Annotated in this window: 16 protein-coding genes; 3 read left to right on the forward strand and 13 right to left on the reverse strand. The window is 45.6% G+C overall.

Features of this window, described 5'->3' with window-relative positions; genetic code table 11:
* Positions 1-4: 4 nt before the first annotated feature.
* Positions 5-1,234 carry an MFS transporter gene (locus ACVW0P_RS19170; protein ID WP_457133494.1) on the reverse strand — a complete coding sequence of 410 codons (1,230 nt, stop codon included), beginning with the start codon at positions 1,232-1,234 and terminating at the stop codon, positions 5-7.
* Between the two features lie 61 nt (positions 1,235-1,295).
* Here ACVW0P_RS19170 and ACVW0P_RS19175 point away from each other — a divergent pair, with 61 nt between their 5' ends.
* Complete coding sequence (locus tag ACVW0P_RS19175) at positions 1,296-2,045, forward strand: DNA alkylation repair protein (protein WP_457133495.1); 750 nt, start codon at positions 1,296-1,298, stop codon at positions 2,043-2,045.
* Positions 2,046-2,165: 120 nt separating this feature from the next.
* On the opposite strand, the gene aroC is transcribed toward ACVW0P_RS19175, so the two are convergent.
* From aroC to ACVW0P_RS19195, 4 genes are all read right to left on the reverse strand, one after another.
* Positions 2,166-3,257: a chorismate synthase gene (gene aroC / locus ACVW0P_RS19180; protein WP_457133496.1), complete on the reverse strand. Its 1,092-nt coding sequence runs from the start codon at positions 3,255-3,257 to the stop codon at positions 2,166-2,168.
* A 168-nt stretch (positions 3,258-3,425) separates the two neighbouring features.
* The gene (gene aroA, locus ACVW0P_RS19185; RefSeq protein ID WP_457133497.1) at positions 3,426-4,724 is read right to left on the reverse strand and encodes a 3-phosphoshikimate 1-carboxyvinyltransferase; all 1,299 of its coding nucleotides are present in this window, start codon (positions 4,722-4,724) and stop codon (positions 3,426-3,428) included.
* A 94-nt stretch (positions 4,725-4,818) separates the two neighbouring features.
* The gene (locus ACVW0P_RS19190; RefSeq protein ID WP_354432431.1) at positions 4,819-5,949 is read right to left on the reverse strand and encodes a chorismate mutase; all 1,131 of its coding nucleotides are present in this window, start codon (positions 5,947-5,949) and stop codon (positions 4,819-4,821) included.
* 128 nt (positions 5,950-6,077) lie between these two features.
* Positions 6,078-6,995, reverse strand: coding sequence for a prephenate dehydratase (locus ACVW0P_RS19195; protein ID WP_457133498.1), 918 nt, complete (start codon positions 6,993-6,995; stop codon positions 6,078-6,080).
* A gap of 340 nt (positions 6,996-7,335) precedes the next feature.
* Between ACVW0P_RS19195 and ACVW0P_RS19200 the strand changes: the two genes are divergently transcribed.
* Positions 7,336-7,893 carry a hypothetical protein gene (locus tag ACVW0P_RS19200; protein ID WP_457133499.1) on the forward strand — a complete coding sequence of 186 codons (558 nt, stop codon included), beginning with the start codon at positions 7,336-7,338 and terminating at the stop codon, positions 7,891-7,893.
* 86 nt (positions 7,894-7,979) lie between these two features.
* Here ACVW0P_RS19200 and ACVW0P_RS19205 read toward each other — a convergent pair whose 3' ends face one another.
* The 6 genes from ACVW0P_RS19205 to ACVW0P_RS19230 all read right to left on the reverse strand — a co-directional run bounded on the left by ACVW0P_RS19205 (position 7,980) and on the right by ACVW0P_RS19230 (position 13,330).
* Entirely contained in the window at positions 7,980-9,623 is a 1,644-nt protein-coding gene (locus tag ACVW0P_RS19205; protein WP_457133500.1) for an alpha-L-rhamnosidase-related protein, read from the reverse strand.
* A 109-nt stretch (positions 9,624-9,732) separates the two neighbouring features.
* On the reverse strand, positions 9,733-10,635 hold the full coding sequence (locus ACVW0P_RS19210) for a VOC family protein (protein WP_457133501.1): 903 nt from the start codon (positions 10,633-10,635) through the stop codon (positions 9,733-9,735).
* Positions 10,636-10,654: 19 nt separating this feature from the next.
* Positions 10,655-11,053 carry a nuclear transport factor 2 family protein gene (locus ACVW0P_RS19215; protein ID WP_457133502.1) on the reverse strand — a complete coding sequence of 133 codons (399 nt, stop codon included), beginning with the start codon at positions 11,051-11,053 and terminating at the stop codon, positions 10,655-10,657.
* Between the two features lie 115 nt (positions 11,054-11,168).
* Positions 11,169-12,065, reverse strand: a complete 897-nt coding sequence (locus tag ACVW0P_RS19220; protein ID WP_457133503.1) for a sterol desaturase family protein — start codon at positions 12,063-12,065, stop codon at positions 11,169-11,171.
* On the reverse strand, positions 12,066-13,124 hold the full coding sequence (gene aroB, locus ACVW0P_RS19225; RefSeq protein ID WP_457133504.1) for a 3-dehydroquinate synthase: 1,059 nt from the start codon (positions 13,122-13,124) through the stop codon (positions 12,066-12,068).
* The gene (locus ACVW0P_RS19230) at positions 13,124-13,330 is read right to left on the reverse strand and encodes an RNA-binding S4 domain-containing protein (RefSeq protein ID WP_354432421.1); all 207 of its coding nucleotides are present in this window, start codon (positions 13,328-13,330) and stop codon (positions 13,124-13,126) included. The genes aroB and ACVW0P_RS19230 overlap by 1 nt, the downstream gene beginning before the upstream one ends.
* A 169-nt stretch (positions 13,331-13,499) precedes the next feature.
* On the opposite strand from ACVW0P_RS19230, the gene ACVW0P_RS19235 reads away from it, so the two are divergent.
* Positions 13,500-14,678, forward strand: coding sequence for a proline dehydrogenase family protein (locus ACVW0P_RS19235; protein WP_457133505.1), 1,179 nt, complete (start codon positions 13,500-13,502; stop codon positions 14,676-14,678).
* A gap of 165 nt (positions 14,679-14,843) precedes the next feature.
* On the opposite strand, the gene ACVW0P_RS19240 is transcribed toward ACVW0P_RS19235, so the two are convergent.
* Together ACVW0P_RS19240 and ACVW0P_RS19245 are read right to left on the reverse strand one after the other, a co-directional pair.
* Positions 14,844-15,320 (reverse strand): DinB family protein, encoded by a 477-nt coding sequence (locus ACVW0P_RS19240; protein ID WP_457133506.1) that lies wholly within the window; start codon positions 15,318-15,320, stop codon positions 14,844-14,846.
* Positions 15,321-15,339: 19 nt separating this feature from the next.
* Positions 15,340-15,972 carry an HAD family hydrolase gene (locus ACVW0P_RS19245; RefSeq protein WP_457133507.1) on the reverse strand — a complete coding sequence of 211 codons (633 nt, stop codon included), beginning with the start codon at positions 15,970-15,972 and terminating at the stop codon, positions 15,340-15,342.
* Between the last annotated feature and the right edge of the window lie 51 nt (positions 15,973-16,023).

The raw sequence follows: 16,023 nt of genomic DNA on the forward strand, positions 1-16,023 counted from the left end.
GCAATTAAGGTAAAATTTGTTTGGGCTCATCGTTGGGTTTGTTGTAAAGCTTTTTGTGCATCAGCCATAAACCGAAGGCTACAAAACTGCTCAATGCAAAAAGCGTGTACCAAAGTAACTGAAACCCACCCCTGGCAATAATCTGCCCGCCAACAACAGGTGCTATAACCTGCGCCGCCGACCAGGACATGGCATACAACCCTGCATATTGCCCGCCGTTATGTTCGCCGGCGCGGGTGGTCCAAAACGAGTTCATGAACGGCATGCTCATCATCTCGCCAAACGTAACGATCAGCACCACCAGGACACCCGCGGCCGGTCCCGGCGGTAAAATGTTTAACAACGCGAAGCCGCTCCCGGTTATCAACACACCATAAATAATATAAACAAGAGTGGGTTTGCGGCCCTCCAGGTAATTGATCATGATCAGTTCTACCAGGGCGATTACAATGCCATTTAGCGCCAGCAGGAAGCCGATAAAGCCCAGGCTAAAATTCCAGTCCGTTTTCAGGAATACGGGCTCCATAATAAAGAACTGGTAAAAGCATACATTAAACAGCGTTACCAGAACAATGAATGCCAGGTATGGCTTATCGCGATATGCGGAAATTGATTTAATGCTTTTGACAATGCTTTTTACAGGTTTAACATAAGTTGAACGTGGGATAAGCCTTAACAGCATTAGCGCCGCGAAGATGTTGGTGCAGCCGTCAACCCAAAACAACAATTTATAGTTTACCGATGCAATGAACCCGCCTATGGCCGCGCCAAAAGCCCAGCCTAAATTGGTAGCAAGCCTGTGCAGCGAATAGGAGCGGGTCTTATTTTGAGGCGCGCTGTAGTAGGCTATGGCCGAGGAGTTTGCCGGTCGAAAGGCCTCATTACAAAAACTGAGGATAAAGGCTCCAATGCACATGCTTATAAATGTATGCTGATACCCCAATACGATGAACATGGTGCCGCCCAAAAGCAAAGTTCCCACTTGCATATCGTAAAAGCCGGTACGGTCTGATAGCCAACCGCCAATGTAATTACCCAGGATAGCACCTGCCCCAAATAATGCTAAAACATAACCCGCCTGCGCCACGCTAAAGTGAAGTTCGTTGATGCAATAAAGCGTCATATAAGGTACAACCATAGTGCCGCTCCTGTTAATGAACATTACGATGCTCAAATACCAGTTGTTGCGGGCAAGGCCGCTGTAAGCATTTTTATATAGTTGAAAAAGGGACACGGTTTGGGATAATTAGATGGAAAGCAAAAATACTGTTTGATTTTGCGAGTAAATATTAAATGTGAAAATTATCATAAATTTAATTACTTTAAAACGCGCGATGGATGTGAACGAAATTATGGCCGAACTGCAGGCAAAGGGCAGTGAAAGCATAAAAAAGGTATTGTTGAAACATGGCGTTAAAGAGCCATTTTTTTGGGTGAAAGTGGAGTATTTAAAACCAATCCAAAAAAAGATAAAAAAGGATTACCAGCTTGCTAAGGACCTTTTTGCCACCGGCAATGCCGATGCTATGTACCTTGCCGGCCTTATTGCCGACGATGAAAAAATGACCAGGGCCGATCTGCAAACCTGGGTGGAAGAGGCGTTATCTAACAACATCAGTGAATATACCGTACCATGGGTAACTGCCGGCAACCCGAATGGGTTTGAATTGGCCATGGAATGGATAGATAGTGGGATAGAACATATCGCCGCCAGTGGCTGGGCCACGCTGAGTAATGTAGTCGCACTAGGGCCCGATAGCGAATTGGACGAGGAACAATTGCGCGTGCTATTGAAAAGAGCGGAACAGAATATCAAGTCGAGTGAGGACAGGGTATGCTATCACATGAATAGTTTTGTAATTTCGGTTGGCTCATACGTGGCTGCCCTTGCAGATGATGCTATTGCAACAGCTGTTAAGATAGGGATGGTAACCGAAGATAAGAATGGCACAGCATGCAAAGTGCCCGTAGCAACCGACTACATCAAAAAAGTATGGGACAAACACGGCGGCATTGCACCGAAGAAAAAGGACGTTAAATATTAAATGAAGTACTGGTCGCAGTTTCCCGCCTTTGTTGTTGTTATCATCAATAAGCCGACATGCATTTACACCATGTGACACCTGTTCTAATGGTTGTTGGTGACAACCGCGAAAAGGATAATTCTACAACTTCGAAACCTTGTTCCTCAACCAATGATCGGCCAATACCAGGGCGGCCATTGCTTCTACAATAGGTACGGCGCGGGGCACTACACAAGGGTCGTGGCGGCCTTTGCCGGTAATTTCGGCGGCGTTCCCTTCGCCATCAATAGTTTGCTGGTTGTGCATAATAGTGGCAACAGGTTTAAAGGCAACCTTAAACTCGATAGGCATGCCATTGCTGATACCACCCTGGATGCCGCCCGAAAAATTGGTGCGGGTACCAACGTTACCCTGTGCGTCTTTCACAAAAATATCGTTATGCTCAGATCCGCGCATCTCGCTGCCGCTAAATCCCGAGCCAAATTCAAAACCATGTACGGCGTTGATGCTGAGCATAGCTTTTCCAAGGTCGGCGTGCAACTTGTCAAATACCGGGTCGCCGAGGCCTACGGGTGCGCCTATGATGTGGCAGCTTACTTTACCGCCAACGGTATCGCCCTGCTTGCGGATGCTGTCGATAAACGCTATCATTTCTACAGCCGTTGCCGGGTCAGCGCAGCGGACGATGTTTTGTTCGCGCGTCTCTAAAAATTCCGCGGCGCTGCTTATGTCTACATTCGGCGCATTGATGGTGCCTACGCTGCTTACATGCGCCAACACTTCTATGCCCTGCGTTTTTAATAATAACTTGGCTAAAGCGCCCGCAGCTACCCTGGCGGCAGTTTCGCGTGCCGATGAACGACCGCCACCACGATGGTCGCGGATGCCGTATTTGGTTGCGTAAGTATAATCGGCATGAGAGGGGCGAAACACATCTACATTATGGCCGTAATCTTTTGACCGCTGATCTTCGTTGGGGATGATCATGGCAATAGGGGTGCCCGTGGTTTTACCCTCGAACGTACCTGACAGGATCTGCACCACATCGCTCTCTTTACGTTGCGTGGTTATCTTTGACTGCCCCGGTTTGCGTTTATCCAGTTCGCCTTGAATATAATCCAAGTCCACATCGAGCCCGGCAGGGCAGCCGTCGATGATCACGCCAATAGCTACGCCATGCGATTCGCCAAATGTTGTTATTCTGAATAATTGACCAAATGAATTACCTGCCATGGGATGTTAGATGTGCGAATGTGCGGATATGCAAATGTGCAGATTGTTATTTTATGATTTATAATGTCATTGCGAGGTACGAAGCAATCTCTTTGAGCAATTACCTCATGCAAGGTGTAGAATTGTCCTAAAGAGATTGCCACGCTACGCTCGCAATGACGGTCTTTTTTATGTCGATTTTACTTCAAACCCAACTTTTTCAAGATCTTTCCAAAACGCCGGGTATGATTTTTCTACTACATCGGCGTCTTCAATTTCCAGTTCGGGTATCAGGGTTGCCAACGGTGCAAAAGCCATCGCCATACGGTGATCGTCGTAAGTGTTTACAAACATACGCTGCGGGATCTGCTTTTCGCTGCAGTCCAGTTTATAAACCTGTCCTTTTTCTATCAGCTTAACGCCAATTTTTGCCAGTTCGGTTTGTAGGGCTAAGATCCGGTCGGTTTCTTTAATTTTTAAAGTTTCCAGGCCGGTAAAGCTTGCATCGTGGCCAAGGGCAGCACATACCACAATAACGGTTTGCGCCAGGTCCGGGCATTCCTTCAGATCAAAGATCTTACGGAAAATAGGCTTCGGCTCTTTTGTTAAATATACGCCACCATCTTTAAATACCGATGTGATGCCGAAGTTGGCCATCAGCTCGGTGATAACGCTATCGCCTTGCAGACTGTATGATGTTAATCCCGGCAGGAAAAGCTCCGCCTCGTCGCTTAAAGCGGCAATGGCGTACCAGTAAGATGCCGCGCTCCAATCAGGTTCTACCAAAAGTGCTGTTTCGGCAAATGGTTGGTTTTCGATAACGATCACATTGTCATTCCAGCTATGCCGGATGCCTGCTTGTTTTAGCATCGCCAACGTCATTTCCACATAAGGGCGGGATGTTAGTTCGCCATCTATCTCGAGTGTTAAACCTTGCGGCAGTCTCGACGCGATAAGCAACAACGCGGTAATGTACTGGCTGCTGATATCGCCTTTGATGCTGATACGATCTGCCAGTTGTTGAAAACCACCGTGGATCTTGATGGGCGGGTAGCCCTCATTATTCACATAGTCGATCTTAGCACCCAGTGTACGCATGGCATCTACCAGGATGCCGATAGGGCGCTGCTGCATCCGCTCGGAACCTGTTAAGGTTATTTCTTCGCCTTTTAATGGCAGGTATGCTGTTAAAAAACGCATAGCCGTACCTGCCGGGCCAATGTTGATGAGGTGCGGGGTGCGGGTGGTAAGGTGCGTATTTTCATAAACGCCTTTATCGCTCTCAACTCCAAAATCTTCGCTCCCTCTTAAAATCCCCGCCAGCGTCACCGCATCCGCAGCATCCGACATATTCTCGACCTTTACCTTACCCTCACTCAGCGCCCCGATAATTAAGGCCCGGTTGCACTCACTTTTAGACCCCGTGAGCTGTACCGTACCATTTACCGTTTTGCCTTGTTTGGTAAGTATAATGTTATGTTTTGCCATAATAATAGTTAAGCCCCCTCTAAATCTCCCCCGATAGGGGAGACTCTAATCTTTTTTAAAGCCCCTTTCCTTCGGAGAGGGTTGAGTTGAGCTTTTAAGCGTGTGTCAATTTTTCTGCAGGTGCCGATTCCTGGCCCGCGTTCATGATCTCGGTTTGTTTACGAATAGATTCGCTGTGCATAAGTTCAAGCAATTTCTCGGTAAACTCAGTGCTTAGCTGTAATGCTTTTGCGTAACCGGTACGTTTGTGCAGTATCTCGTCCCAGCGGTTAACCTGTAAAATGGTGATATTATTGTCTTTTTTGTAATTACCAATCTTCTCTACAATTTTCATACGCTCGGCCATTTTTTGGATCACCAGGTCATCAATTTTGTCAATCTGGTTACGTAATTCGGTAAGCTTGTCGTTCAGTTCAGCACCCCTAACTTCTGGCTTACGTAAGGCTAAGTGGCTGATAATGTCAGATAAAGCAGCAGGGGTAACCTGTTGCGCGGCATCTGTCCAGGCAACGGTAGGGTCAATGTGCGACTCTATCATCAAACCTTGCATATCAAGGTCCAATGCTTTTTGCGAGATGTAACCTATCAGGTCGCGGTTGCCGGTAATGTGGCTTGGGTCGTTTATAATAGGCAAGTTTGGCGCCAGCGTTTTTAATGCTATCGCGATATCCCACATCGGTTCGTTACGGAAAGCAGACTTTTCGTAAGATGAGAAACCACGGTGAATAGCCGCCAGTTTGGTGATACCCGCGTTGTTGATACGCTCTAAAGCACCAACCCATAACGAAAGATCGGGGTTAACCGGGTTTTTTACCATTACCGGGATATCAACACCTTTAAGTGCATCAGCAATTTCCTGCACGGTGAAGGGGTTAACGGTACTGCGCGCACCAACCCAAAGGATATCAACACCAGCTTTTAAAGCTTCTTCTACGTGTTTAGCGGTAGCAACCTCAACAGCGGTTGGCAAGCCGGTTTCTTCTTTAGCGCGTTTTAACCACTCTAAACCAATGCTGCCAATGCCCTCAAACTCTCCGGGGCGGGTACGTGGTTTCCAGATACCTGCACGCAGGGCGCTTACTTTACCTGTTTTGGCTAATAAATGCGCGGTTGCTACTAACTGGTCTTCAGTTTCGGCGCTGCATGGGCCGGCAATTACCAAAGGTTCTTTACCCGATTGATTGATCCAGGTATTTAGGGGCTGTATATTTAAGTTGTGTTTCATGTTCTTGTTGATTGTCCGGATAGGCCCGGAAGATGCTTTTTAAATTTTACTTATTTGTTATTTTAATGTTGTGTTTCTATCTTTTCTTAGGTCCCGATAGCTATCGGGATTCCGACTAATTATCTTCTTCACTCATCTTTCTGCTCGTTTATTTTTTTCACGCTGATATACCGTTTTGTTTTTTCGGGTTTCAGTGGTTTTGATGTGGTATCGTCTTCAAAGCGTTGATACTCGCCCAGGATGTTAAAGTTGTGTGTGTATTTTAAGATCTGGCGAATGGCGGTATCATATTGCTTGCTTTCGGTCCACTCTATGTCTACATAAAAGTTGTATTCGTTACGTTTGCCTAAAACGGGCATGCTCTGAATTTTGCTCATGTTAACCTCTTCCTGTGCAAAAATGTTAAGCACTTTTGCCAATGCCCCAACCTGGTTGCTCACCTGGAAACATAACGACGCTTTGTTTGGCGATCCCTTCTTTTTTGCATTTTCATGTGTGGTAAGGATCAGGAAACGGGTAAAGTTCAGTTTGTTAGATTCGATGCGGCGTTCTAAAACATCCAAGCCGTAAAGTTGCGCGGCCAGCGTATTTGCTATGGCAACTGTATCGGTTAATTGCTCGTCGCGGATACGTTTGGCACAGGCGGCGGTATCGTTACTCTCCACAATTTTAAGGTGCGGGTACTCGTCAAAAAAATCGATGCACTGGCGAATGGCGATAGGGTGAGAAGTTACGTATTTGATATTCTCGAACCTTACGCCCGGCAAAGCCATCAGGTGCAGTTGTATCGGCACATACACTTCGCCAACCACCGGGAAGCTGTAGCTCATCATCAGCGAGTAGTTTGGCAAAATGCTGCCGGCTATGCTGTTTTCAATGGCCATCACCACGTAATCGGCCTCTTTATTTTGCAAAGCCTCAAACGTTTGTTTAAAAGAGTTGCACTCAATGGTTTCAATATCGCGGCCAAAGTATTTGAATGCCGCCTCTTCGTGGAACGAGGCGCGGATCCCTTGTATAGCAACTCTTGGTTTCTCGGTTTTCATAATGCGTATAAAGCAAAAAGTCCCGGCTTTTAGGGCCGGGACTTTTTAAGTTTTGTATGTTTTGTTAGTACATATCAGTCCCGGTTCTTACTGCTAAAGTAAAAATAGAAACCATAAAAATATGTAGCTTGTAATTTCATGTCGTTGTTGATATTGTAAATGTACAAGTAAAATTCATTTTATCAATAGATAATTTTATTTTTTGTAAAATAAATATAGCGAACAGAATTTTATTTTGTAAAAATGGTTGTTTGGTTACTTGATTGATTTAATATGGCCGATACCATTTGTTATAAAAACACTAAATTTATAAACCTTAACATCATTACTATTCATCAGCATGACCTTTGACCATATAAAAACCATCCTGGGTATTATTTTAGGCTTAAGCATTGCCCACTTAATAAAGGGCATTATCAAATTTGTACAACACCCCAAACTGGCTAAACCTTACTGGCTGCATTTATCGTGGTGTGTATACGTGCTGCTATTGATCATGCACTTCTGGTGGTGGGAATCGCAGTTACGGCTGATAAATCACTGGACTTTCACGGAATATTTTTTCCTGTTTATTTATATATCGGTGTATTACTTCCTGTGCTCGCTGCTCCTCCCCGAAAACATGGAAGATTATACGGGATACTATAATTATTTCTACTCGCGCAAAAAATGGATCTTCGGCACGCTGGGGCTAAGCTTTATACTCGATTTTATAGATACCTATATCAAAGGTAAGGCCTATTATTCGCACCATTATGGCTGGGAGTACCCGGCAAGGAATTTATCGCACCTGTTGCTGTGCATTATTGCAGTGAATACCAGCAATAAAAAATTCCACGCGGTTTTGGTGGTTGTATTTTTAGTTTACGAGCTGAGTTTTATTTACAGGCTTTTTTGAGAAGGGGATGAGAAACTTAAAATGGAGTTAATCGCCGTATTGCCATTATAGGCTTTGCAAGTGGGCCGGCAATGATTTATAATATATTATTCCTTACCAGCCTGGAAAATCTCGGGGTACTTACGGATGAAGTAAACGGGGGTACAACTCCATGCATGGCAATAGCTATTTATGGGATAAAAATGGTAGGGCGATAGAAACTCATCGTTAGCGTCATATATTTCCCAAAAGGTATCGGCGCCTTTATTGACCATACCGCCCCAGTAAGTGGTTATGGTTTCCTTCGCTTTATCATTAAGCCCGCAATTGATCAACGCTTGTACATAGTAATGGTAAAGGTATGGCCCGCCCGGGTATAATGCTCCTTTTGTTTCCATTACTTTTGTTAATGCTTTTTGCCCTTCGGCATCAGTAAGTGCGCCACCCAACACCATCCAGATCTGCGACGCGTAAGAGATCTGCTTATCGTTTCCGCTCTCCACCAGGCCGGTTTGTTTATTATATAGTTTTGCCCTGGCAGCTGTTGTCATCTTTTTAACCAATGCAGGGATGTCTTTTACCTCATTTTCCCTGCCCAGGCCTTTGGCAAGTTCGTAGGTTTGTTTTAGGGTGAAAATGGCTAAGCCCTGCAAGGCAGCTTCTTTGTTAAGTCCGTCCTTCCAGTCAAAAAAGAGCCACCATTCTTTGTTAGCCTTTTCGTAATTGAGCATGCCGTTTGGCTGTAGGTATTCGTGGATGATGTCTAACTGTCGCTTCGCTACCGGCCAAAGGTCAATCGCGGTTTGTTTGTCGTTGGTAGCGGTTAGGTAATTGCGTAATGCAACATTATATAAAAAGGCGTAATCCATTAACCGCTGGCCAGCCTGCGAATGTGGTTCGGGCTTTTCAAAAACGGTCCCGGCCAAATAGCCGTTGGGCTCGCTTAAGGCTGCCAGCATATAGAGGCATCGTTTGGTTAGTTGATGGTTTTTAAAGGAATAGGTATTAGCAAGCGACTCCAAATACATGTCGCCTATCCAAAGCCGCCTGTCGCGTTTGGGGCCATCCTCGTAAACGGTTTGCATACATTCCTGTAAGGTTTTTAACCCAACCTTATCAATTTGTTTGATAATTGGGAGGGTGTTGGCCGCAAGGGCGTACGGCGCAATAGAGGCGGAGGTAACGGCATTGCAACTTAGATCCGACACGCTAAAATCAAAGTTTTGTGAGGTGCCTAATATTTCAATCTTCACATACCTGAAAGATAGGCGCCGCTCTACTTTTATAGTTGTAGGCACATCCATTGTTTCTACAACCATGTCCTGCAACCAGGCGCGGCTTAGGTCGCCTTTGTAAGGGTCGAACGGTGTAGCAAGTTCTGATGGTATCTCTGCAAAGGTTAATTTGAAGCGCGTGGGGGCGTCTGGTGTGCCGTTTAAAAGCGATAGGTTAAAACTCACATAACCTGTTATGTGTTCGCCAAAATCTACTACAACACCGTTTTGTTTATGGAATGACTGCTTGTACAACGAGTCTACAGGATTAGTTGCCGTAGCTTTCCACCCCTGGGATGCTGTTTTATCTGCGACTAACTTAACTAATCCTATAGGGCGTTTTAAGGTTTCGCTTAATTTTTGGTTCGCTTTTTCTGACTCGGCTAACCATTGTTTTCTCTGGCCGGCGTATGGGTCCTGCGCGAATACGCGGGTTGATAGGATGATAAATAGGAGGAAAGATAAGATGTGTTTCATTATGATAAATATATAAAAAAAGGTGTAAGCGTGAATGCTTACACCTTTGTATGTTCAAGTGTGGACACTTTAACGAGGTGTTCAATTTACAAATGATGCCGGGCAATACTTATTCGCCCCGGTAGGCCTTTTGCAACGCCGCCATATCTGGCTTTTGCATGTGCATAAATATATTTGTAACGCGTTCAACCTGCTCGGGTGTGCCATTTTTAAGCGCATCAAACATCACGGTGGATGCTACCTGCCACGAAACACCGTACTTGTCTTTTAACCAGCCGCATTGCCCGGGTTGCCCGCCTGCTGTTAGTGCATCCCAGTGATAGTCTATCTCTTCCTGTGTTTCGCAGGATATAAGTAACGATATGGCATCATTAAAGGCAAACCCATGGGGGTGTGCACTGTCCATAGCTGCCATCCATGTTTTATCAACGTGGAAATCGGCATACATAAGGGAGCCTGCTTTATCCGGCCCCATATCCTTCTCTCGCGGCGAAGTGTTGTCACGTTTGCCGTCTTTAAATATAGTGCAATAAAGGTCTATGGCCTCGTCTGCTTTCCCGGCCACCTTATCTGTAAACATCAATGATGGTACAATTACCGGCCGTTTTTCACCACCCGGCTTAGTAACCATCAATTGCCACGACACGCCAAAGCGGTCGCTCGCCCAGCCATAACGTTCGCTAAACGGATAACGGTCGAGCGGCATCATTACTTTGCCACCGTCGGTAAGTTTGGCCCAAACTTCATCCATTTGTTTTGCGGCGTCAGCATCGCCAGATGGATCAAAATGGATCAGGAACGATATAGACGGATTTATACCCATGCCCGGCCCCGAGGCAATGCCCAGGAAGGGTTGCCCGGCAATGGTAAATTCGGCAACTTCGCACTCGCCTTGCGGTATTGGGAATTTGGTTACATAATCAACAGATGAGTTTGGTAATAACGACGCGTAGAATTCCGCCGCGGTTTTAACTTCCCGGTCGAACCAGATATGTGGTTTAATTGGTAACATAGGTAGTATTATTATTTAATTAGTTGGTTTCGTTGGTATCTCTACAGCCTAACATGGCATGGTCATAAGCAGTATCCAGGTATGTACTCAAATGCCTGACCATCCCATTCTCAAACTGATAAATATCGCAAAAGCTTTGTCGGTAAGCTTTTCCTGTCAGGGTTTCGGCCTCGATGATGCCGTCAGCAGCGGCCTTGTCTCCATCTACCAAAATATTGGTAACGGTGATTTTTAGCGACCCTGTTTTGAAAGGCGTGTCGCTACAGCACTTTATAAAATCTGCTTTACCGTTAATGGGCTCACTGCCAGTTACCTGCCAATGAACATCATCGGTAACGTGGGCCGCCAAAAAATCAACGTCATCAGTTTCAAAGGCATTGTTGACATCCCTCACCAGTTGATAATAATCGGAGTTCATTTTGTTGCTGATTTAATTAATTAAAATTAGGCAATTAATTTAACAGCAGTAAGGGGTTATAAGGACAAGTTAACGGGTGAAATGCGACAACCGGGGATTGCGCGTGGAGGCTAACTTAATCAACAGAAATGTTTTTATACTCACGCTGCATCGCCCTTGCGGTTTGTGTGCTGCCGTCGTGGCTCCAGCCGGGTGGGTTAAACAGGTATTTGATTTTATTGTCGATGCCGGGTGCGCGCCGAACATCGTGTAGCAGGGCTTTCCATTCGTGGAATAATACGTTTACCGGGCCCATGTTCTCGGGTTGATGGGTGAGGCCATATTTAACAGGCTCGTGCGCATCCTCGTCATGGAAGGTGCCGAAAAGCCTATCCCACACGATAAGCACCATGCCCATATTTTTATCCAGATAGGGGATGTTTGACGCGTGGTGTACCCGGTGATGGGCCGGGGTAACAAATATGGCGGCGTACCATTTAGGCAGTGGGATCTTATATTGTGTATGCACTAAATTGCCGTATAGTTGCGTAACCAGGTACGCGTATAAAATATCGATTGCGTTAAAGCCGAACAGGGCCAGCGGTAAATAGAAGAACGTGCGGTACAAAGGTTCGAAAACCGTAGACCGGAAACCTGTAGTAAAGTTAAAATGTTCTGACGAGTGGTGTGTTACGTGCATGGCCCAAAACAAGCGGCAGTAATGCCCGGTGTAATGGAGTACCCAGTATAAAAAATCCTGCATCACAACCAGAACGAACCAGTACAGGAAGGTATTACCGATTTGGAAAAACCTGAATTTATAAGCGACATTCAACAAAATAAACATGCTGCCATTAACCGCAAGGTTTAGCAAGAATGCAAGCACTGTTAAATAAATGTTGGTGAATGTATCGCGCTTTTCGTAGTAATGCCTGTGCTCGCGGTAGCTAAACCACATTTCGGCAAGAGTGAGCAGTACAAGCAAACTCACCAACACAATCACAGCTTCGGAACGGGGATTTAACGGGGGCATTTACAGGTTCGCGTAATATCTTAAACTATCACAAAGTTCGTCCTCTGTGCAGATATTATCAATACTGTATTCGCCAATATGTTTCAGCAAAGTGCAATTTATTTGCCCGTTTTGGTTCTTTTTGTCCTTTTGCATATGCTCCAACAGGGTAGAGAAAGTGTCTTCCTGTACTTTATAGCGCGGGTAAAGGTGGCTAAGCACTTCGGTAATTTCCAACAATTCGCTATCCGGCAGGCCAATTTTCTTTTTAGCTAACCAGGCCTCGCAGATCATGCCGATGGCAATAGCTTCGCCGTGAGATAGGGGATCGGTATCATTCATCAGCGAATAAGTTTCCACGGCATGCCCAATAGTATGGCCAAAGTTTAGCGCTTTGCGGATGCCTTTTTCCTGCGGATCGGCGATCACCACTTCATTTTTTATCTGAACAGATCGGTGCACCAATTCATCAGACGGCAGGCTCAGGTCGCTCACTTTTAACTGGTCCCAGTACGCGGCATCAATAATAAGCCCGTGCTTTAACATTTCCGCCAGGCCAGACAGGATCTGGCGCGGGGGCAGGGTTTCTAAAAAGCCAACGTGCATAAAAACCGCTTTGGGCTGTGTAAATGTGCCGATGATGTTTTTAACGGCATCCATATCAACCCCGGTTTTGCCACCAACAGATGCATCAACCTGGGATAATAGGGTGGTAGGCACCTGCACAAAATCTATCCCGCGTTTATAGGTGGAGGCTACGAAGCCGCCCATATCAGTAATAACACCGCCGCCAAGGTTTATCATCAGCGCTTTGCGGTCGGCACCAAAATCTATCAGGGTTTTCCAGATCCCTATGCAAAAATCAATGGTCTTGCTTTCTTCGCCGGCATTAACTTCTATCAGGTCAAAGTTGTCCAGTTCGTCCAGGTATTCTTTAACTATAGGCAGGCAATGCTCGGTAGTATGTTCATCGGTAAGGATAAATGCCCTTGAGTAATTGCCTTGTTTTACAAAGTTTAAAAGTTGGTTAAGAGTGTCGTTAAAATATACGATGTAACCGTTGCTCTGTATGTTATTCATTATAATATCTTGATCTTTTGGCCCCTAAACTCAACCAGGTCGCCCTGTTTTACTTTGAGGCGTTTGCGGTAGTCAACCTCGCCGTTGTAGGTAACTTCGCCGTGTTCAACAACTATCTGCGCTTCGCCGCCGGTTTGCACCAAACCAGCCGCTTTTAGCAATTGTATCATGGGGATATAGTCGCCCTCAACTTTAAATTCTATCATGGGTGCCAAAATTAAACTATTCGTGTGATAATGAGTTATCATTTTATAATTTTGCACAATACTTTAAAGAGTTGATAGTTCATAGTTAATGGTTTATGGTGTTTAATTTTACACATGCCAATTAGCTGCTATGAACCATGAACTGTTAACCATGAACTTCTAAAAATACATGACTCCAAACGATAAATTATCATTCGAAAATACCGAGATCGCCTTCCGCCACTCCACCAATACTGACCTTAACCGTGCTTACTGGCTGTTTAAAGCTATAAACGTTAACTTTTTGGTAAAGATAGGCCCGCCGATAACCAACTTTGCTGTTAAGATAGGCCTGCCCATAAAAGGTATTATCAAGGCCACGATATTTAAACATTTTTGCGGTGGCGAAACCATTGCCGAATGTGCCCAAACCATTAAAAACCTTGCCGACGGCGGGGTAGGTACCATCCTCGATTATTCGATAGAGGGCGAGGACGATGAATCTGTTTTTGATAACACGCGCGACGAGATCATCCGTACCATTATCACGGCATCAAAAAGCAAGAGCATCCCCCTTACGGTATTTAAAATTACCGGCGTTGGCCGTTTTGGCTTGCTGGAGAAACTGGACGATGGCCTTAAACTAAGCGTTGATGAACAGATAGAATGGCAAACCATGCAAGACAGGGTGCTTGCCATTTGTGAAATGGCCCATTCTGAAGGTGTGCCGGTGATGATCGACGCCGAGGAAAGCTGGATCCAGAAAACGATAGATAACCTTGCGCTAAACATGATGCGTTTTTTTAATAAAGAGCAGGCCATTGTTTACAATACCTACCAGCTTTACCGCCACGATAAGCTGGCATCGCTGGTACATGACCACGCCGTTGCCGAAACCGAAGGCTTTATAATGGGTGCCAAAATTGTACGTGGTGCCTACATGGAAAAAGAACGCAGGCGTGCCGAAGAAAAAGGTTACCCATCGCCCATACAACCGGACAAAGCCGCTACCGACCGCGATTATAATGACGCACTTATTTATTGTGCGGATAACATTGCCAACATTGCCATTGTTGCCGGTACCCACAACGAAGACAGCTGCCGCCTGCTTGCCGACCTGCTGAACGAAAAACAGATAGACCATAAAAACAAGCATGTGTTTTTCTCGCAATTGTTAGGCATGAGCGATAACCTGAGTTTTAACCTGGCTAACGCTAATTACAACGTAGCCAAATACGTGCCTTACGGGCCAATAAAAGCCGTGTTGCCATACCTGTTTCGCCGTGCACAGGAGAACACCGCCATTGCCGGCCAAATGAGCCGCGAGCTAAGCCTGATCGTAAAAGAGAAAAAGAGAAGGGCAAAGTAAGTTCTTACATATATTCCCTCTCTGCATTTGCGCCCTATAAACCTCACCTCTCCAGGTGAGGGATTTGGAAGTGTTTGCGTTAGGGATTGACGCGGATACCGGCCCGTGACTAATGCCTTTGCAGTATGAGCAAAAAGCCCGACCGCAGGAAACGCCCCAATTTTTTTAAGACCTTATCACGTCCGTATCTACCGGAATATAGCCCAGTTGGCGGCTCATATTCATGAGTTGGCCTTTGTGATGAAACTCGTGCGTGGTAACGTGGGTAAATAGTTGCAGGGGCGATGTGGTTAACTCCATGCCTTCCATTTTGGTGAGGGTCATCGGTTTATCCAGCCTGTCGGTAAAGTGGTGCAGAAAATCGTTCACGATCAGGTTTACCTGTTCAAACGTGGCACGGATAGCGTTCATATCTTGGTAATTATCTTCGGTAGCAAGCGGCCGTTTTTCCTGCCTTGCATAATTAACCAGCCATGATGTGTAGGTATCTGCGCTGTGGATAAAAAGGCTGCCGATACTTTCATTATTGAACGAGGTTACGGGTTTTAGCAGGTCTTCGGGCTTAAGGGTTTCCAGGTATTGGAACACTGCTTCGCGCGAGTAGATAACTAACTGATATTGATGAAGGAGGGCTGTGTACATGAACGGTATCAGGCAATAATCAAACCAAATGTTCGCGCGTTGCAAAAGCGGCCAGAGTATCGGGCGCCGTCATTAAAAATGTTTGGATGCCAATGGTTTTGGCCGCCTCTAAATGCTGAGGACTATCATCTATAAACAGGGTTTCTTCGGGCTTTAAATTATTTTCGGCCAGTACCTGCTCAAAAAAATCTATCTGCGGTTTGCGCTTACCTACCAGGTGCGAGTAGTAGGTGCGCTCGAACAGGTGCTCGTTATCATCGAACCCAAAATCGCTTTTCAGATATTGCATGATGTAGGTGTAATGGATATCGTTGATATTGCTCAGTAAAAATGTGCGGTATTTAGCCTTGAATTTCAGCAGCAGATCATGATTGCCGGGGGCTATGCCGAGCAAAAGACTGTTCCAGGCGTCGGTAATTTGCTGATCGGTGACTACGGGATTGCCAATTTTTTGCTTTACGTAGGCCCTGAATTCATCGGCACTAACCTCGCCGCGGTCAAATTTATCGAAGATCGGGTCCTGCTGGCGGTGGCCAAAAAACTCCTCGGGGTTACTGATACCCAATTGCTTAAACGCCTGCTGTGCCCGGCGAAAGTCGATACTGAAGATGACGTTGCCGTAATCGAATATGATGTTTTTAATATTTTTCATTTTTGGCTTTTGTTAATTGCCCGTAAATACGTAATATTGCGGCCTCGAAAA

This window comes from Mucilaginibacter sp. UYNi724, from assembly GCF_054057495.1.